This window comes from Flavobacterium sp. GW821-FHT11G01 (assembly GCF_058808175.1).
This window is the reverse complement of sequence record NZ_JBXARK010000001.1, coordinates 84,936-103,858: the sequence shown is the minus strand read 5'-3', so window position 1 is coordinate 103,858 and position 18,923 is coordinate 84,936. Positions and strand designations below refer to the sequence as shown.

Sequence of the window (18,923 nt, the reverse complement as noted above, 5' to 3'; positions counted from 1 at the left end):
TTAATATTGATTTAAAATTTCAATAATAAAATCAATTTCGGTTTCACTTAAAACCGGATTTATTGGTAAACTTAAAACTTCATTATGGATTTTTTCTGTAATTGGAAACGACAAATTATTCCATTCCTGAAATGCCTTTTGTTGGTGTGGTGGAATTGGATAATGAATTACAGTCTGAATATTATTTTGGCTTAAATATTCCTGCAAAGCTTTACGGTTTTCGATTCTAATCACAAATAAATGAAACACATGATTATTGGACAAATCCCAAAACGGAAGTATTATTTTATCATTTTTAATTTCAGCTAAATAACGTTTTGCAATCGCACGACGTTTATTATTATCAGTATTTAAATTCGGTAATTTCAAATTTAAAAAAGAAGCCTGAAGTTCATCTAATCTGGAATTTACGCCAATATATTCGTTGTAATATTTTTGATCCGATCCATAGTTACGAAGTGCAAAAAGTACTTTTGCTAATTCAGAATCATTGGTCGTAATCGCTCCACCGTCGCCTAAACAACCAAGATTTTTTCCTGGATAAAAACTGAAAGCACTTGAATTGTGAATTGTAAATTGTGAATTGTGAATTGCTCCATGCGATTGTGCGCAATCTTCAACTATAATTAAATTATGTTTATCTGCGATTTCATTTATTTTATCCATTTCAGCTAATTGCCCGTATAAATGAACGGCTAAAATGGCTTTTGTTTTGGATGTTATTTTCTCCTGAATCAAATCAGGATTGAGGTTGTAGGTTTCTAACTTTGGCTCGACTAAAACCGGAATTAAATCGGCTTGTAAAATAGCCAAAATACTGGCAATGTAAGTGTTTGCCGGAACGATAACTTCGTCGCCTTTCTGTAGTTTTCCTAACTGAATGTAGCCTTTAAAAATCAAAACCAAAGCATCAAAACCATTACCCACTCCAATGCAATAGTTCACTTGATTATATTCGGCGAAAGCCTTTTCAAACGTTTCCAGCTCTTTTCCTAAAATATACCAACAGTTGTTTAAAACCAATTTCAATTTTTCCTGAAAAGCAGTTTCATAAGGTTCGTTTATTTTTTTAAGATCCAGAAATTGTATCATATTTTTTTTTCCAAAATTTTAAACACATAGAAACATAGTTTTTGTAAGCTTAAAAATAGGCGTTTCACTTTTTTTTACAAACATAGCTATGTGTTAGAAATATATTTCTTTTAATTTCCTTTCTTTAACATATAAAAATCTATGTTTCTATGTGTTTAAAAAATAATTAATCTTAATCTGTTGCTGTTATTTTAAATCAATTTTATAAAAATCCTGATTGTAAACTGTGCAGCCTAATTCTTCTTTTTGTTGCAAAAGACCGGAATGATAACTTTTTTCATCATCCGAATTCACAATTCCCATATCAAAAAACTTTTTGCCTTTGCGTTTGTATTTATGTATCAAATTAATGAATAAAAAGTCTAATGCTCTTACTTGTTCTCCTTTTTCTGAAGTAGCACCATATTGAGATTTAACTACATTTTCAGTCTCAAAAATAGTTATTCCGGCAATAATCTCATCATTTTGATAAACAGAATATTGTCTGATATTTTCTGGAAATTTCTGTTTTAACAAAGCTATTTCTTCTTTAGTATGAACCGGTTTTGCGTTGAATTTCTCCCATAATCTTGGTTCGAGAATCTCTTCCCAAAATGGCTGAAAATCTTTTTCTTCTACAATATCCAAATCAAGGTTTTCAATTCTTCTGAAATGCTTCATTTTACTTTTAGAAACGTGCAAAGGCAATTGCAGATTTACGGCCAAATTCATTTCTTTTCTTACTGACAAAGCGCCTCGATGATGCAAAAAGAAGTCCATCTCCTGATTTCCTTTCGAAAAATAAAACGACGGAATGGGCTTGTAATGAAAAGCCGTAATTGAATTTTCTTTGAAAAAAGATAAAATTTCATCTAAAATTAATTCTACTTTTTCTGTCTTTAATTTAGATGAAAACACTAATCCTCCATAAGTTAATCCTTGATGAGAATACACGGAGTTTTCTTTTTTATTGGCTGGTAAAATTGCTTTTAGTTTTTCATTTTCAAAAACTAAAAGCGAAAAATCTTCAAAACGATCCTGATGATATTCCATAAAATCACGATGAAACAAAAACGTAGCATTTTTGGCCAGAGCGACAAAATCGTTCCAGATCGCGTAATGGTTTTGATCGTATTTTTTTATAGAATATTTGGTCATTTTCAAGTGAGAGTATATGTTTTGAAGCGAAAAGTTAGCCACGAATTCACGAATTTTTCATTGTTCCTATTAATAAAATTCGTGAATTCGTGACTAAAAATTTTCAGCTAATATCTTATTTATGGCTAAATGCCGGTAAATACCATTTGAATTTTACCGCCATCAAACGTACCGTAATAATAACAACTGAAGTTAGTAAATATAAAATATCATTATCTAAATTGAGTCCTTTGAGTGCAAAAAATACTATTCCACCAAAAATGCAGATTGTGGCATAAATTTCTCTTCTAAATATGGTTGGAATTTCGTTACACAAAATATCCCGAATAACACCACCAAAACAAGCCGTCATCGTTCCTAAAGCAATGCAAATTACGGGATGTAAACCTATCGAAATTCCTTTTTCAAGTCCAATTAAAGTAAAAACACCCAAACCAATTGTATCAAACAAAAACAGAGAAGTTCTCAATTTGTCAAACTTTTTTCTGAAAAGAATCGCTAGCAAAAATCCTAAAATAATCACATAAACATATTGTAAATCTTTCATCCAGCCCACCGGAGTTCTGCCAATTAAAACATCGCGAAGTGTTCCTCCACCCACGGCCGTTACAAAAGCAATAATAAAAACCCCAAACGGATCCAGTTTTTTATGCATTGCCGTTAAAGCGCCAGACATAGCAAAAGCCATTGTTCCGATAATATCTAGTAAGTGAAACATTTCTTTTTTTTAGGTTCAAAGTTGCAGAGGTACAAAGGTACAAAGGTTGCGGTTGCATTCTTGCTTCTTTATTCTTGCTTCTTTCTTCTTGCTTCTTTCTTCTTTATTCTATTCTCTTTATTCTTTATTTCTTAGTATAAATCGGGCTTCTTTTCAATAAATACGTAATCGAATCAATCCAGCTGTCTTTCAAATTAAGGAAAGGTTTACGGGTTTGCGAATAAATTTTCGTGGTGTTTTTATACATATCAAAATACACATTGTAGTAATAATACATTTGTGTATTGGCCGTTGTTGTCGAATAATCGTTTGATTTAATCTTTTTATCATTGTTGCTTACTGTTGTACTTCCGCTTCCGTAAGTTGATGCCGTTGAACTCGTTGACATGGTATATGAAATTTTTGCCGCTACAATATTATCAACTCCAAGAATTTTTTCAAGATCTGCAATTGGCGTTTCATCAATATTGGTGTGATCGATTCCGGCTTTATGGAGCAAACTATTTGTCGTTCTTAAATCCTGAACTGTCAATGGAAAAATATTGGCTGATTTATCTAACAATTTGTTATACATATCGTTTTGAGCAAATTTAGCCATATCTTCAGAACTTACCTGCGTATCTGAATTTATATACGGAACCGGCAATACCGCGATAGTATTTGGCTTCATTTCTGCAGCTGCAACATTTTGATTTGAAGTTGGTTGGGAAGTACTTCCCTGCGAAACGTCGAAAGTCTGTGAACGTCCGCTGGCAAAATCAATTTTGGCAATTTGCGAAACATCAAGTGAAATTTGCATTGTTTCTCCCGGTAATGAATATTCAACCGTTTGATCAGACATTTTTGCAATCGTACATTCAATAATTGTATAATCTCTTTTAATAATTTTATCCAGCTTTTTTCCGCCTTGAGCGAAACCAAAAACAGAAACAACCAGCATCAATACGACAACAATAACTTTCTTTATTTTCATGGTATTCAGATTAAATTAAATTCGAAAAATTCATGTCCTTAACAAAGTTAAGAAATCATCTTACAAATACCATTATAGATTAGAAATAAGAATAGGATTTTTTAGAAGCTATTCCTGCTGTCCAATGTATCTTTTATTGTGAACCTCACCATAAAACGATATCGTTACCATCATGACGAGGGCACTTCTTTTTAAAAGAAAATTAAAGGAAATTTAGAAATCCAATAAACGGAACAAAAAAACTTAGAACCTTAGAATCTCAGAAACTTAGTAACTTAGAGTTACATATTCTGTGTATAATAATTATAGTCTTTCAAAACTACCCGAATAAAATCGCTATTATCGCCAGATTGATTTTTAATTCCGGTTACACTCTCAATTTTAGCTACCAGTTTATAAATAATTTCATGATCCTTTTTCCATACCGCTTTCTGAAAAGTTTCTTTTATAATTCGCATATCATTATCAGATAATTTAATAACCAAAGGATAGGTTGGAACATATGAAGTTCCTATTTCTTCGAGAATAGTATGACTAATATTAATCCTATTTTTTAAAGTAATAACAGCAGTTCCTGCAGCCATATCGCCTAAACGCTGCGCCTTTTTACTTGAAACTATCGATACTAAGGCAACTGTTCCACCAAGAATCGAAAAATCAACCAATCTAAAAAACCAACGTATAAAATAATCACCAAAACTAGCCTGGTAACCATCAATTTTAACCACTTTTATTTTGAACAGTTTTTTACCAAAAGTTTGTCCTTCAAAAATACTTTCTAAAGTGATTGTATACACCAAAACCGGAAAACTTATGATAAAGAAAACGGCTCTGACCGACCAAACATCCAGGGAATCCATTACTCTTTCAAAATGAAAAAAATAAAAAAGTATCAACGCAACAACCACAAAATAAGATATTTTTATAATTAAATCGATAAAATAAGATCCCAATCGCTCGCCAACGGAGGCAGCAATAAAATTTATTTTAACATTTTGTGTTGTGTTTATAGATAATTCTGACATATTTTATATTTTAGCCTACAATGAGAGAAGTTGCCTTCATAAAACAAAATAAAAAAAAATGGCTGGAGTTTGAACTCGCTATTTTTGGTAAAGCTAAAAAAAATCCTGATGAGTTAGCAAATTTGTACATTCAAATGATGAATGACCTCGCGTATGCGCAAACTTATTATCCAAAAAGTAAAACCGTTATTTACTTAAATCATCTGGCTTCTCAGATCTATCAAAAAATATATAAAACGAAAAGAACAGAAAAAAACCGAATTTCAGAATTCTTTGTAACCCAAGTTCCATTGCTTGTTTATGAATATAAAAGGTATTTATTGTATGCATTTATCTTGTTTTTTGCTACGGTTGCTATTGGTGCTGTTTCTGCCCGTTACGATTCAGATTTTGTTCGCTTGATTATGGGCGACGATTATGTGAATATGACTTTGGAAAATATCAAAAAAGGAAATCCAATGGCAGTTTACGGTTCTTCGGCCAACTGGGGAAGTTTTATAGGCATTACGGTTAACAATATTAAAGTGGGCGCTGCCTGTTATTTTTACGGCATTTTTGGCGGACTTGGTACCTTTTATTATTTACTGCAAAACTGTATCATGTTGGGTTCGTTTCAGTATTTTTTCTTCGAACACGGCGTTTTCTGGAAAAGTGTTCGTGGCATCTGGATTCATGGTTCTATGGAAATTTTCGCCATTGTAATTGAGTCTGCTGCTGGATTTATTTTTGGAGCTTCGATACTTTTTCCAAAGACTTTTTCGAGATTAAATTCTTTTAAAATCGGATTTAAAAACAGTTTCAAAATCTACCTAAGTACGCTTCCCTTTACTTTTATGGCCGGCTTTCTAGAAGGTTTTATTACACGATATTCTATTGATATGCCTATTTGGTTAAGTATTTTCATCATACTGTCTACCTTGAGTTTAATCTCATTTTATTATTTAGTTTATCCTTTTATAGTACACAAAAAAGCACAACAATTATCAGCCAAATTGACTTAACCGAATCTAATAATGAAGAGTTTATTTCTTATTTTATCTTTCTTTTTTTGCTTTAGTATCTCACATGCTCAGGATACTTTGGCGAAAGCCGAACCTCCAAAAGTGGCTGCTGTAAAATATACGGAAAAAGACATTCAGATCGATTCAGATACGATTGAAGCCAAAACATTCCCAAAAAACTTCAAAAAAAAATATACAGATCCTGAATTTATTTACGAACCAAAAGCGCCCGAAAGAGGCATTTGGGATAATATTAAAGAATGGATTGCTAATTTATTGAGAAAAATTTTCTCTTTCACTGATGCTAAAACTTCTATCACTGTCACTATTATCTTGTTGAGAATATTGGCTGTTCTGGTGATTATAGTCGTTATTTATTTTATTGTAAGAGCTTTAATAAACAAAGAAGGACAATGGATTTTTGGGAAAAATGCCAACAAAAGAGCTGTTCAGTATTCTGATATTGAAAAAAACATTCATTTACTGGATTTTGAAAAACTGATAAAAGAAAGCATTCAAAACGGAGAAAAAAGACTCGCCATTCGTTACTATTATCTTTGGTTACTAAAAGTGATGGCCCAAAATAATTACATTGAATGGGATATCGAAAAAACGAATTCTGATTATTTATACGAACTACAAAGTCCGGTTTACAGAGAAGATTTTACCTACCTCTCTTACTTGTATAATTACATTTGGTATGGCGAATTTGAAATTGATGAAACCACTTTTTCAAAAGCCGAAAACCGTTTTAAGAAATCCATAAAAACCTTTAGCAATGAATAAATCAATCAAAATTTATATCGCTATTCTGGTTTTTGTTTTAGCCTTAATTCTAATATCAGATCGCAACGAGAAAAAGCCCATCGACTGGCGTCCAACATTTTCTGTTCACGATAAAATTCCGTACGGATTATATATTCTTAACAAAGAGATTAAACCTCTTTTAAAAAATCATAAAATTGAAAGAATTGCCAATGTAACGCCGTATGAATTTTTGGATTCAAAATACGATGACGATACTTTGGTTGAAAATTACAAAATTAAAGGTACTTTTTTGAGTATTTCAGATGTTGAAAACATTGATGAACAATCGGTTAAAGAACTTTTTTATTTTGTTTCGCACGGAAATAATGTCTTTTTAAGCATGAGAACATTTCCTGAAGCATTAATGGATAGTCTAAAAATTGATACAAAATTTGATTTTCATCAACCGAAAAACAATCAGGTCTGGATCGCAAACAAAAATGTTAGTTCTAAAAAATACATTTTCCAACAATCTGTAGAGGATTATTTTTCGAAAATTGACACCGCAAATACAACGGTCTTAGGATATCAAAGCAATGAAAAAAAAGAGAGACACATCAATTTTATAAAAGTTCCTTATAAGTATGGTAATTTTTATCTTCATACACAGCCGGCGGCTTTTACGAACTTTCATTTATTAAAAAAAGATCATTTTCAATATGCTGAAAATGTCTTGTCTTATATGCCAAAAGGTGACGTTTTTTGGTACACCAAATTGCAAAACGACAAATCGATTTCGCATTCGCCTTTGCGTTTTATCCACAGTCAGCCTGCGCTAAAATGGGCCTGGTATTTAAGCTTACTCGGAATCTTGATTTTTATTATTTTTAATGCCAAACGAAAACAAAGAATTGTTCCGATATTAAAACCTTTACCTAATTTAACACTCGATTTTACCAAAACAGTAGGGAATTTATATTATCAGGAAGGCGATCATGAGAATCTTATTGATAAGAAAATCATTTATTTTCTGGAAAAACTCAGAAATGAATATTTAATTGATACAACGAAACTTGATGACGTTTTTATTCAAAAACTCCATCATAAAACAGGAAAAGATTTAACCGATATTCAGGAATTGGTTTTTCTGATTAACGAACATCGAAACAGTTATCACGGAAGTCTCGAAGAAGATTTAATTAGAATTAATAATGCTATCGAGAAAATTTTACATTAATATTTTTAACCAAAATTCATTCAAAAGAAAACATACCAACCATGGACGATATCAATACACCAGAAACCGAAATCACAAATGAAAATGTGAATTTTGAAACCAGAATAAATTTAGCGCCGCTTTTGGAGCATGTCAACTCGATTAAAAAAGAGCTGGAAACCGTTATTGTAGGGCAACAAAAAATGATCGATCAGCTTTTGGTGGCGATTTTATCAAACGGACATGTTTTGTTGGAAGGTGTTCCGGGTGTTGCCAAAACAATTACAGCAAAATTATTATCGAAAACCTTAAATATTGGCTTTAGCCGAATTCAGTTTACACCTGATTTGATGCCATCAGATATATTGGGAACTTCGATTTTCAATTTAAAAAGCTCTGAATTTGAATTCAAAAAAGGTCCAATTTTCTCTAATTTAATTTTGATTGATGAGATAAATCGTGCTCCCGCCAAAACACAGGCTGCACTTTTTGAAGTTATGGAAGAGCGTCAGATTACCATTGATGGATCTGCCTTTCAGCTTGAAACTCCATTTTTGGTTATTGCGACACAAAACCCAATTGAGCAGGAAGGAACATATCGTTTGCCTGAAGCACAATTAGATCGTTTTTTATTCAAAATAACCATTGATTATCCAAAATTAGATGAAGAAATCCTGATAATTCAAAGAGAACATTTATTGCAGGATCACGGAAAACTGGAAGCCATTAAAACGATACTTTCTGCTGAAGAAATAAAAGGATATCAAGGTTTAGTGAAACAAATTAGAGTGGAACAAAATCTTTTAGAATATATCGCAAGAATTGTGGTTAACACAAGAGAAAATGCCTTTTTATATTTAGGCGCTTCGCCTCGTGCTTCAATCGCAATTTTAAATGCTGCAAAAGGTTTTGCTGCCATTCGTGGTCGCGATTTCGTTACTCCTGAAGATGTCAAAGAAGCAGCAATTCCGGTTTTACAACATCGTGTTATCGTTACACCGGAACGTGAAATGGAAGGCATTACAAGCTCTGAAATTATCAAACAAATTCTTGAAACAGTTGAGATACCTAGATAATTGTGAATTGTGAATTGTAAATTGTGAATTGACAATTACGACGGAACCTGAAACCTGAAACTTGAAACTTTAAAACCTTTTTTTAATTGAAATTCATCAAAAGCCTTTATCTCAATAACTTCTTTTTCTATATTCTGTTAGGGATTATAGGAATGTTTGTTTGTGCTTTTATTTTTCCGAATTTATACAATAGCGTTTGGTTTATTGTTTTGGTTTTAAGTACCTTTTTAGGTCTTGATCTTTTGCTTTTGTATTTATCAAAAGGAATTGAAGCTTCAAGAAAAACACCAGAAAAACTTTCGAACGGAGATTTAAATCCCATTCAGATTACGATTAAAAACGGTTATACTTTTCCGATTTCAGTTAAAATTATTGATGAAATTCCGTTTCAGTTTCAGGTGCGTGATTTCAAAATTATAAAAACGATTCCGGCTTCGACACAAAAAGAAGTGGGCTACGATTTGCGTCCGACAGAACGAGGAGAATATTCCTTTGGAAATTTAAACATCTATGTTTCTTCTCCATTAAAATTAATTTCCCGAAGATTTACTTTTGATAAAGATCAAATGGTGCCAACCTATCCATCTTATATTCAATTGAAGAAATACGATTTGCTGGCTTTTTCGAATAATTTGTATCAATACGGAATCAAGAAAATTCGTCGTATTGGCCACACTATGGAATTTGAGCAAATTAAGGAATATGTTCAGGGTGATGATTTGAGAACAATAAACTGGAAAGCGACGGCAAAGAAAAATTCGCTGATGGTGAATCAGTTTCAGGATGAAAAATCGCAATCGGTTTATATGGCGATTGATAAAGGCCGCGTGATGCAAATGCCTTTTGACGGTTTAAGTTTATTGGATTATGCAATAAATTCAACTCTTGTTTTATCGAATGTTATTTTGAAGAAACAAGACAAAGCCGGAATTTTTGCTTTCTCTAAAAAAGTAGAAAACAGAGTTTTTGCAGAAAGAAGATCTTCGCAAATGCAAAAAATTCTGGAGACTTTATACAACATCAAAACTGATTTTTTTGAAAGTGATTACAGCAGATTGTATGTCGACATTAAGAAAAACATCAATCAAAGAAGTTTGATTATTTTGTATACCAATTTCGAAACCATGGACGGTTTAAACAGACAATTACCTTATTTAAAAGGAATTGCGAAAAGCCATTTATTAGTGGTTGTTTTCTTTAGTAATACCGAACTGAACGCTATCATCAATAAAAAAACAGATACGGTTCAGGAAATTTACGATAAAGTTATAGCCGAAAAATTCATGTTCGAAAAACGTTTAATCGCCAACGAACTGAAGAAATACGGAATACATTCTGTTCTTACTCAACCTGAGAATTTGACTTTGGATGCTATTAATAAGTATTTGGAGATTAAGGCAAGAGGGATTTTGTAATTAATTTCGAAAAACATCTAAACTCAAAAAAAGATTCAATTAAACTTCAATTAGTTCTCAAAGTTTATTCCTTAAAACGATAATCATTAAAAGACTTTCTTTTGCCTTTTATTAATTTATGGTTACATTACGTTATCACGTAAAAATCGATTACTTAAATTAAGTAGTTTTGAAAAAATTTCAAATCAATACATGTAATTTCAAACTAATAAAAAATGAAAAAAGTTATTCTAATTCTGTTCATTTTATTAAGCTGGAAATCTTTGGCACAAAAAACAGAAAACATCATCATCATAACCACAGACGGTTTTAGATGGCAAGAAGTCTTTAAAGGAATGGATCCTGCCATTGCCAATGATAAAAATTTCAATCAGGGAGACAGTACTTATATTTATAAAAAATATTCCGGTTCTGATTTTAAAGAAAGTCGCAAAAAATTAATGCCTTTTTTATGGTCTGAAATCGCGCTAAAAGGTCAGATTTACGGAAATCGTGAACTTGGTAATAAAGTCGATGTTTCTAATCCGTATTGGTTTAGTTATCCCGGATACAGCGAAATTATGACCGGAAATGTTGATGTAGCCATTAATTCAAATGGTTATAAAGCGAATCCAAATGTAAATATTTTAGAGTTTCTAAATCAACAGCCAAAACTTAAAGGAAAAACAGCTGCTTTTGGTGCCTGGGACGCTTTTGACCGAATTTTGAATGAAGAAAGAAGTGGTTTTCCGGTTATTTCTGCTTTTGACAACGTTGGAGGAAACAAACCAACAGCAACTCAAAAATTGCTAAACGACATGCGTAATAATTCGTACAAGCCTTTCCATGAAGAGGAATGTCTGGATGTTTTTACACACTATCAGGCTTTAGACGAACTTAAAACCAAGAAACCAAAAGTGCTTTATATCGCTTACGGCGAAACAGATGAATGGGCACATCACGGACATTACAGATCGTATCTCGATGCTGCCAATCAGGTTGATAAATGGATTCAGGAAATCTGGACTTTTGTGCAAAATGATCCGCAATACAAAAACAAAACTACTTTACTGATCACTGTAGATCACGGTCGTGGTGACAAAACAAAAGCACAATGGACAGATCACGGTGCTGATGTTGTGGGTGCATCTGAAATTTGGTTTGCTGCCATTGGACCAGAAATTGCAGCAAAAGGCGAAATCAAAACAGATTCTCAATTGTATCAAAAACAATTTGCACAAACCATTGCAAAAATTATGGGTTACAATTTCACTACAACACATCCTGTGGCGAATGAAATTCCGGAATTGCTTCAAAAATAAATGTAACACCCAAATAATTAACCAATTAAACCAACCAAAACCAATGAAAAAAATTCTACTAAGTCTTTTCTTTTTAATTCTTTTTATTCCGAAAATAATGGCACAAGCAGATACAACTGCGGCCTATTATGACAAAATTGATCAATCCCTGAAATATGAAACTGGGAAAATTACTTTATCCGAAGGAGAAGGAATATTAAATGTTCCTAAAGGATTTAAATTCTTAAATGGAGAACAAACACAACATGTCCTAAGTGATTTATGGGGAAATCCAAAAGATGAATCAGTTTTAGGATCTCTGGTTCCGGACGGAAAAGGCGTTACACACAGCAATAGCTGGATGTTTGTAATAAGCTATCAGGGAGATGGTTTTGTAAAAGATGATGACGCAAACGACATCGATTATGACGATTTGCTAAAAACCATGCAGGAAGATATGAAAGCGGCAAATGAAGAAAGAAAAAAAGGTGGCTATGCAGAAGTGCAATTAATCGGCTGGGCATCAAAACCTTATTATGATAATAACTTAAAAGTATTACACTGGGCAAAAGAATTAAAATTTGGTAAGGATGCAACCAATACTTTAAACTACGATTTAAGAGTATTAGGAAGAAAGGGAATGTATAATATTTCGGCAGTCTCCAGTATGGGCGAACTTGCAGAAGTTAAAGCCAGCATTCCGGGAATCCTGAAAAGCGTTGAATTCAACGACGGACACAAATACCTGGATTTTAATGCAGATACTGATACCGTTGCTGCCTGGACCATTGGAGGCTTAGTAGCCGGAAAAGTATTGGCAAAAGTGGGCTTCTTTGCTATTTTGGCAAAATTCGGCAAAATCATTGTCGTTTCGCTTATTGCAGGATTTGCAGCGATAAAGAAATTCCTGTTTGGTAAAAAAGATCAGGTTGTTACAAGGCCAGCTGAAGAAGAAGTTGCTTTATTAGAAGAAAACAATTCTACTGAGGAATAATACACTGAAGAATAATATTTTATAGCCACGAATTCACGAATTAATTTTTTCCTTTACTACAAGAAAAAATTAATTCGTGAATTCGTGGCTATCTTTTTTAAACCTTTGCCCTATGAACCTGTGAACCTTTTTTTAAAAAATTCTCAGTACCTTAGCACCTCAGAACCTAAGTACCTTTAAAAAAAATGAAACAAATCACCTCCATTCAAAATCCGTTTATAAAATCGCTTGTTTTACTGCAGGAAAAGGCAAAAGCCCGTAAACAAACCGGAACATTTTTGATTGAAGGTTTACGTGAAATTTCGATAGCCTTAAAAGGTGGTTACGAATTAGAAACTGTTTTGTTTTTACCCGAATTAGTTACTGAAAATCAGATTCATAAACTGGTCAATGCGCCAATTGAATTAATTGAAATCAACAAAGAAGTCTATCAAAAACTGGCTTATCGCGATACAACTGAAGGAATTTTGGCTGTGGCCAAAACCAAATCATTGCAATTATCAGATTTAAAACTATCTGAAAATCCATTGATATTAGTAGCCGAAGCACCAGAAAAACCAGGTAATATCGGTGCACTTTTACGTACGGCCGATGCTGCCAATCTTGATGCGGTTTTGATTGCCAATCCAAAAAGTGATTTATACAATCCAAATATTGTACGTTCGAGCGTAGGTTGTTTATTTACCAATCAAATTGCTACAGGAACTACAGCTGAAATCATTGCTTTTTTGAAAGAAAAAAAAATTGACTTTTATTGCGCTACTTTACAAAACTCAACATCTTATCACACCCAAAATTTTACAACTCCAACAGCATTAGTTGTGGGTACAGAAGCGACTGGATTAACGCAAGACTGGCGTGATGCAGCGACTCAAAATATCATAATTCCAATGCAGGGCGAAATCGACAGCATGAACGTTTCGGTTGCTGCTGCCATTTTAATTTTTGAAGCTAAACGTCAAAGAGGGTTTAATTAATTATAAATTTAAAATTATGAATTATAAGTTATTTCTAATACTAGTTCTTTTAGGTTTTACAGCTTCTGCTCAAATCACAAATCAGGAAGTTGATGAATTAGTTAATCGTACTATAAAAGCTTTTGATGTTCCCGGAATTGCTGTTGCAATTGTAAAGGACGGAAAAGTAGTTTTGGCAAAAGGATATGGCATAAAATCGATAACAACACAGGAAAAAGTGGATGCGAATACTCTTTTCGGAATTGCATCAAACAGTAAAGCTTTTACAAGTGCCGCGCTTGCGATGTTAGTTGATGAGAAAAAAATAAAATGGGATGATAAAGTGATCCAATATCTTCCGGATTTTAAAATGTATGATGATTATGTTACAAAAGAATTCACGATTCGCGACTTACTAACGCATAGAAGCGGGCTTGGCCTTGGAGCCGGAGATTTGATGATCTGGCCTGACGGAAGTGATTTTAAAGCAGCAGACATCGTTCATAATTTAAGATATTTAAAACCTGTTTCTAGTTTTAGAACCAAATACGATTATGATAATTTAATGTACATTATCGCAGGTGAAATTGTACATGTTGTAAGCGGTCAAACCTGGGCTGATTTTGTGGAAACCCGCATTATGAAACCGTTAGAAATGGACAAAAGTGTAGCTTCTGTAAAACGCTTAAAAGACACTTCGAACGTAATCACGCCTCACGTTCCGATTGATGGAAAATTAAAAACGATCAAACGTTATGAGAATCAACTTTTTGATGGTGCTGCCGGAATTTATTCAAGCGTAAATGATTTGAGTAAATGGGCGATTCTGCAAATCAATAACGGAAAATACGGTGATAATAAACAACTATTTTCAGAGAAAGAACACGATGAAATGTGGCAATTGCAAACTATTATTCCAATCAAAACAAAACCTCCTTACAATACCCATTTTTCGGGATATGGTTTAGGTTGGTTTTTAAGTGATGTAAAAGGATACAAGCAAGTTTCGCACACCGGAGGCTTAGAAGGTAATGTTACGCAAACAACATTGATTCCAGAAATAGGTTTAGGAATTATTGTTTTAACCAATCAACAATCCGGAGCAGCTTTTAGTGCAATTACCAATACAATTAAAGACAGTTATTTAGGCATCAAATCTGACGATTATGTAACCGTTTACAGTAACCGAATGAAAGCGAATGAAGCTTCTGCAGATAAAGTAACCGATGAAGTTTGGGCAATAATTGCAAAAAACAAAAAAGACAAATTAAAAATCGATTTTTCTAAAATTACCGGAACATACAAGGACAATTGGTTTGGAGAAATTACAATAACAGAGAAAAAAGGAAAACTATATTTTGCCTCAAAACGATCTTCTCAATTAGTTGGAGAAGTCTTTTTCTACAAAGATGGCAACTATGTTGTAAAATGGAATAATGCTTTTTTCCATGCTGATGCTCATCTACTTTTCAAATATGATGAAAACGGAAAAGTTACTAATCTAAAAATGCTTCCAATCTCTGAATTAACAGATTTTAGTTACGATTTTCAGGATTTGGATTTTACGAAAGAATAATTTTAAATTTTAGATTTTAGATTGAAAAATTAAATTCTGCGAATTTAATTTTCTAACAAAAAAAGGTTTGTTTCAATTTCTGACTGAGCGAATCGAAGTTCTTTGTTATAATAAAAGAATCTAAATTCTAAGTAATTTCACATTCGAAAAATCTAAAATCTAAAATCACAAATCTACAATACAAAGCCTTGCGTATATTCAAACTAATGCTTATTTTTAGTACTTGAACTATGCCGTTATGATAGAAATAGATATTGAAAAAGAAAACAAAGCGATTGCGCAGGAATACAAAGAATTACTTCGAATAAGTTACCAGACTTTAACACCCGCTGATAAAAAACTAATCCGGAAAGCTTTTGATGTTGCCGTTGATGCCCATAAAGAGCAAAGACGCAAATCTGGCGAAGCGTATATCTTTCATCCTATTGCAGTTGCAAAAATTGTTGCCTCTGAAATTGGTTTGGGAGCGACCTCTATCGCTGCGGCATTATTGCACGATGTTGTTGAAGATACTCCAATAACTGTTGAAGATATTGAGCGTTTATTCAACCCAAAAGTTGCACAATTAGTTGAAGGTCTGACTAAAATTTCGCTGGTTCAAAAAGATTTAAATGCCTCTATGCAGGCTGAGAATTTCAGAAAAATGATCCTGACACTGAACGATGATGTTCGTGTTATTCTAATAAAATTGGCCGATCGTCTTCATAATATGCAGACAATGGACTCGATGGTGGAATACAAACAAACCAAAATCGCTTCGGAAACTTTATATATTTATGCCCCACTCGCCCATCGTTTGGGACTTTATAACATAAAAACCAAACTTGAAGACTTAGGTTTAAAATATACTGAGCCGACTGTTTACAACGACATTGTAAGCAAAATCAGAGAAACGAAAGAAGAGCAAGATGCTTATATCAAAGATATTTCGGATGTTTTGAAAAAATCTTTAGATAATGAAGACATCGATTATATTATAAAAGGTCGTCCGAAATCTATTTATTCGATCCGAAGAAAAATGCGTGCGCAGAATGTAAGTTTTGATGAAGTTTACGACAAATTTGCCCTTAGAATCGTTTATAAAGCAGATCCGCATGATGAAAAATTCATTGCCTGGAAAATCTACTCGATCGTAACAGATCACTATCGACCAAGCCCTAGCCGTTTGCGCGACTGGATTTCATCTCCAAAATCTACAGGTTACGAAGCTTTGCACATTACTGTAATGGGACCTAAAGGTCGTTGGGTTGAAGTGCAGGTTCGAAGCGAACGTATGGACGAAATTGCAGAAAAAGGTTATGCAGCACATTACAAATACAAAAATGGTGCAACCGAAGAAAGTGGATTGGATGTTTGGCTGAATTTACTTCGTGAAGCGCTGGAAAATCAGGAAACGAATGCGGTTGATTTTGTGGAAGATTTTAAAATGAATTTATATTCAAAAGAAATCTTCGTTTTTACTCCGAAAGGAGAAATAAAATCATTGCCAAAAGGTGCTACTTCACTGGATTTTGCTTTTAGCATTCATTCTGAAATTGGAATTAAAACCAGAGGGACACGTGTAAATGGACGTTTAGTTCCCTTAAATCATGAACTTAAAAGCGGAGATCAGGTTGAAGTTATTACTTCTGCCAACCAAAAACCAACGGTAAACTGGTTGGAATATGTAACAACATCAAGAGCAAAAAATAAAATCAAAAACGTTCTTAACGAGAACACCAAAAAAATTGCTGAAGAAGGAAAAGAATTACTTACCAGAAAATTAAAACATTTAAAAATAACCATAAGCGAACAGGTTATCAATGAGTTGGTGAATTTCTTTAAACTAAAAACGAGTCTGGATTTATTTTACAGAGTTGGAATTGGTGCTATTGAAAATCAGCAATTAAAAGATTACGCAGCACAAAAAGGCAATACGATCATCAATTTCTTTAAAAATAAAATTAAAAGAAATAAAGATACCGCAGACGAAGATATTCATAAACCAGTCATCAGCAGCAATTATGACATGCTGGTTTTTGGAACAGAACACGACAAATTAGATTACAAACTTTCGCAATGTTGTAACCCAATTCCGGGTGACGATGTTTTTGGTTTCGTAACCATTAATGAAGGTATTAAAGTGCATAAAAAAGATTGTCCAAACGCGATTGGAATGCAGTCAAATTATGCGTACCGCATCATGAGTGCGAAATGGATTGACTCTTCTCAGGAAGAATTCAAAGCCATCATCAACATTACAGGAATGGATGTTTTAGGACTGACCAATCAATTGACAAGAGTTATTTCGAACAATATGAGCGTAAATATTCAGAGTATTTCTTTGAGTACGGATGCCGGAATTTTTCACGGACAAATTGCTGTTATTGTAAAAAACAATACCATTCTGAAAAAGATGATCAATGCCATCAAAAAAATTGATGGAGTTGATAAAGTCACACGTGAATACCGAACGTAAAAAAACACTACTTCTCTAGTTTAAAAAAATTGTAATTATGAAAACAGATTCTTTGGAAATTCCTAAAGTTAATTTTGATGAAAACGGAGCACTTTTAATTGTTGCTTCTGAAACCTCTTCAAAAGATGATTTTGATTTTTTTCAGGGAAAATCTATTATCAAAAACAAAAAATTAAAAAGCAGATTTGCGAATTGTACCGAATGGATTGAGTTCCCATCAACCCAGGAAATGTACAAGATTCTGAACGGAATTGGAAATATCGATAATTTTCTGGCCACTTTTGATGGCGAACCTTTTGAAGGAATGACGGTTCGATTATTTAATCCGAAAACAAAATTGTGGAGTATTTATTGGGCTGATTCAACTACAGGAACTTTAGACAAACCAGTTGTTGGTTCGTTTGAGAATAAAGTTGGACATTTTTTCTCCGAAGATATTTTTGAAGGAAAAAATGTATTGCAAGTATTTCGTTGGGATGCCAGAGATGAAAACAACCCGATTTGGAGTCAGGCAATGTCTGATGATAAAGGAAAAACATGGGAATGGAACTGGTATATGTATATGACAAAAACGAAATAAAAATTTGTTAGTTTTATCATAAATAAAAATAATTATGTTAATTAAGTTTGTTTGAACTTCGTAAAAATAATTGATCCAAAAGCCTGTATTTATTGCATTATTATTAATCAAATCGATATTCGAACGTTAAACTTTAAACCCGAAACTTTTATTCATTAAAAATAAAAATTTATCTTTGCCGGATATGACACTCATTTCAACTGACAACACTAAGAATCAAGAAATTGTAAAAAATGTTTTTACAATGTATCTTGAACAAAAAGGGCATCGCAAAACTCCTGAGCGTTATGCTATACTTCAGGAAATTTACGATAGCGAAGAGCATTTTGATATAGAAAATCTTTATATCAAAATGAAAAACAAAAACTATCGTGTGAGTAGAGCAACATTATACAACACGATCGAGTTATTGTTAGACTGCGCTTTGGTTAGAAAACATCAATTTGGACAAAATCAGGCTTACTACGAAAAATCGTATTTCGACAAACAACACGATCATATTATTATGACTGATTCTGGCGAAGTAATTGAATTTTGTGACCCAAGAATTCAAACCATCAAGAAAACAATCGAAGAAATATTTGATATCGAAATTACGAATCATTCACTTTATTTCTACGGAAACAAAAAGCAAAAACAATAATCCGGAAAGGAATTATTCAAAAAATAAAAAAAAGAA

At 33.0% G+C, this 18,923-nt stretch carries 17 protein-coding genes; 12 read left to right on the top strand and 5 right to left on the bottom strand.

The features are described from left to right. From AC1RRN_RS00475 to AC1RRN_RS00455, 5 genes are all read right to left on the bottom strand, one after another. The gene (locus AC1RRN_RS00475) at window positions 1-1,092 is read right to left on the bottom strand and encodes a DegT/DnrJ/EryC1/StrS family aminotransferase (RefSeq protein ID WP_492965377.1); all 1,092 of its coding nucleotides are present in this window, start codon (window positions 1,090-1,092) and stop codon (window positions 1-3) included. Between the two features lie 186 nt (window positions 1,093-1,278). After that, entirely contained in the window at window positions 1,279-2,229 is a 951-nt protein-coding gene (locus AC1RRN_RS00470; RefSeq protein ID WP_492965376.1) for a GNAT family N-acetyltransferase, read from the bottom strand. A 115-nt stretch (window positions 2,230-2,344) separates the two neighbouring features. After that, window positions 2,345-2,947 carry a trimeric intracellular cation channel family protein gene (locus tag AC1RRN_RS00465; RefSeq protein WP_492965374.1) on the bottom strand — a complete coding sequence of 201 codons (603 nt, stop codon included), beginning with the start codon at window positions 2,945-2,947 and terminating at the stop codon, window positions 2,345-2,347. Between the two features lie 124 nt (window positions 2,948-3,071). Continuing rightward, complete coding sequence (locus AC1RRN_RS00460) at window positions 3,072-3,920, bottom strand: hypothetical protein (protein WP_492965373.1); 849 nt, start codon at window positions 3,918-3,920, stop codon at window positions 3,072-3,074. A 281-nt stretch (window positions 3,921-4,201) separates the two neighbouring features. Next, complete coding sequence (locus AC1RRN_RS00455) at window positions 4,202-4,945, bottom strand: RDD family protein (protein WP_492965371.1); 744 nt, start codon at window positions 4,943-4,945, stop codon at window positions 4,202-4,204. Between the two features lie 20 nt (window positions 4,946-4,965). Between AC1RRN_RS00455 and AC1RRN_RS00450 the strand changes: the two genes are divergently transcribed. The 12 genes from AC1RRN_RS00450 to AC1RRN_RS00395 all read left to right on the top strand — a co-directional run bounded on the left by AC1RRN_RS00450 (window position 4,966) and on the right by AC1RRN_RS00395 (window position 18,887). Then, a complete protein-coding gene (locus AC1RRN_RS00450) occupies window positions 4,966-5,946 on the top strand; it encodes a stage II sporulation protein M (RefSeq protein ID WP_492965370.1) in 981 nt (326 codons plus the stop codon). 12 nt (window positions 5,947-5,958) lie between these two features. Then, window positions 5,959-6,732, top strand: coding sequence for a DUF4129 domain-containing protein (locus tag AC1RRN_RS00445; protein WP_492965369.1), 774 nt, complete (start codon window positions 5,959-5,961; stop codon window positions 6,730-6,732). Next, window positions 6,725-7,930: a DUF4350 domain-containing protein gene (locus AC1RRN_RS00440; protein ID WP_492965368.1), complete on the top strand. Its 1,206-nt coding sequence runs from the start codon at window positions 6,725-6,727 to the stop codon at window positions 7,928-7,930. Before AC1RRN_RS00445 ends, AC1RRN_RS00440 begins: the two co-directional genes overlap by 8 nt. A gap of 41 nt (window positions 7,931-7,971) precedes the next feature. Then, window positions 7,972-8,985: an AAA family ATPase gene (locus tag AC1RRN_RS00435; protein WP_492965367.1), complete on the top strand. Its 1,014-nt coding sequence runs from the start codon at window positions 7,972-7,974 to the stop codon at window positions 8,983-8,985. Between the two features lie 86 nt (window positions 8,986-9,071). Beyond that, on the top strand, window positions 9,072-10,400 hold the full coding sequence (locus AC1RRN_RS00430) for a DUF58 domain-containing protein (protein WP_492965366.1): 1,329 nt from the start codon (window positions 9,072-9,074) through the stop codon (window positions 10,398-10,400). Between the two features lie 215 nt (window positions 10,401-10,615). After that, window positions 10,616-11,701: a phosphoglyceromutase gene (locus tag AC1RRN_RS00425; RefSeq protein WP_492965365.1), complete on the top strand. Its 1,086-nt coding sequence runs from the start codon at window positions 10,616-10,618 to the stop codon at window positions 11,699-11,701. A gap of 43 nt (window positions 11,702-11,744) precedes the next feature. Continuing rightward, complete coding sequence (locus AC1RRN_RS00420) at window positions 11,745-12,674, top strand: DUF2167 domain-containing protein (RefSeq protein WP_492965364.1); 930 nt, start codon at window positions 11,745-11,747, stop codon at window positions 12,672-12,674. 185 nt (window positions 12,675-12,859) lie between these two features. Then, window positions 12,860-13,651, top strand: a complete 792-nt coding sequence (locus tag AC1RRN_RS00415) for a TrmH family RNA methyltransferase (protein WP_492965363.1) — start codon at window positions 12,860-12,862, stop codon at window positions 13,649-13,651. A 16-nt stretch (window positions 13,652-13,667) separates the two neighbouring features. After that, a complete protein-coding gene (locus AC1RRN_RS00410; RefSeq protein ID WP_492965362.1) occupies window positions 13,668-15,206 on the top strand; it encodes a serine hydrolase in 1,539 nt (512 codons plus the stop codon). A gap of 238 nt (window positions 15,207-15,444) precedes the next feature. Beyond that, window positions 15,445-17,664 (top strand): RelA/SpoT family protein, encoded by a 2,220-nt coding sequence (locus tag AC1RRN_RS00405; RefSeq protein ID WP_492965361.1) that lies wholly within the window; start codon window positions 15,445-15,447, stop codon window positions 17,662-17,664. 37 nt (window positions 17,665-17,701) lie between these two features. Then, complete coding sequence (locus tag AC1RRN_RS00400; protein WP_492965360.1) at window positions 17,702-18,244, top strand: hypothetical protein; 543 nt, start codon at window positions 17,702-17,704, stop codon at window positions 18,242-18,244. 184 nt (window positions 18,245-18,428) lie between these two features. Beyond that, window positions 18,429-18,887 carry a Fur family transcriptional regulator gene (locus tag AC1RRN_RS00395; protein WP_026981862.1) on the top strand — a complete coding sequence of 153 codons (459 nt, stop codon included), beginning with the start codon at window positions 18,429-18,431 and terminating at the stop codon, window positions 18,885-18,887. Window positions 18,888-18,923 lie beyond the last annotated feature (36 nt).

Excerpts from the sequence above, each read along its gene's own strand:
- AC1RRN_RS00475 (WP_492965377.1), bottom strand. The coding sequence starts at position 1,092 with ATGATACAATTTCTGGATCTTAAAAAAATAAACGAACCTTATGAAACT.
- AC1RRN_RS00445 (WP_492965369.1), top strand. The coding sequence starts at position 5,959 with ATGAAGAGTTTATTTCTTATTTTATCTTTCTTTTTTTGCTTTAGTATC.
- AC1RRN_RS00460 (WP_492965373.1), bottom strand. The coding sequence starts at position 3,920 with ATGAAAATAAAGAAAGTTATTGTTGTCGTATTGATGCTGGTTGTTTCT.
- AC1RRN_RS00440 (WP_492965368.1), top strand. The coding sequence starts at position 6,725 with ATGAATAAATCAATCAAAATTTATATCGCTATTCTGGTTTTTGTTTTA.
- AC1RRN_RS00455 (WP_492965371.1), bottom strand. The coding sequence starts at position 4,945 with ATGTCAGAATTATCTATAAACACAACACAAAATGTTAAAATAAATTTT.
- AC1RRN_RS00470 (WP_492965376.1), bottom strand. The coding sequence starts at position 2,229 with ATGACCAAATATTCTATAAAAAAATACGATCAAAACCATTACGCGATC.
- AC1RRN_RS00405 (WP_492965361.1), top strand. The coding sequence starts at position 15,445 with ATGATAGAAATAGATATTGAAAAAGAAAACAAAGCGATTGCGCAGGAA.
- AC1RRN_RS00450 (WP_492965370.1), top strand. The coding sequence starts at position 4,966 with ATGAGAGAAGTTGCCTTCATAAAACAAAATAAAAAAAAATGGCTGGAG.
- AC1RRN_RS00465 (WP_492965374.1), bottom strand. The coding sequence starts at position 2,947 with ATGTTTCACTTACTAGATATTATCGGAACAATGGCTTTTGCTATGTCT.
- AC1RRN_RS00410 (WP_492965362.1), top strand. The coding sequence starts at position 13,668 with ATGAATTATAAGTTATTTCTAATACTAGTTCTTTTAGGTTTTACAGCT.
- AC1RRN_RS00425 (WP_492965365.1), top strand. The coding sequence starts at position 10,616 with ATGAAAAAAGTTATTCTAATTCTGTTCATTTTATTAAGCTGGAAATCT.
- AC1RRN_RS00400 (WP_492965360.1), top strand. The coding sequence starts at position 17,702 with ATGAAAACAGATTCTTTGGAAATTCCTAAAGTTAATTTTGATGAAAAC.
- AC1RRN_RS00395 (WP_026981862.1), top strand. The coding sequence starts at position 18,429 with ATGACACTCATTTCAACTGACAACACTAAGAATCAAGAAATTGTAAAA.
- AC1RRN_RS00435 (WP_492965367.1), top strand. The coding sequence starts at position 7,972 with ATGGACGATATCAATACACCAGAAACCGAAATCACAAATGAAAATGTG.
- AC1RRN_RS00420 (WP_492965364.1), top strand. The coding sequence starts at position 11,745 with ATGAAAAAAATTCTACTAAGTCTTTTCTTTTTAATTCTTTTTATTCCG.
- AC1RRN_RS00415 (WP_492965363.1), top strand. The coding sequence starts at position 12,860 with ATGAAACAAATCACCTCCATTCAAAATCCGTTTATAAAATCGCTTGTT.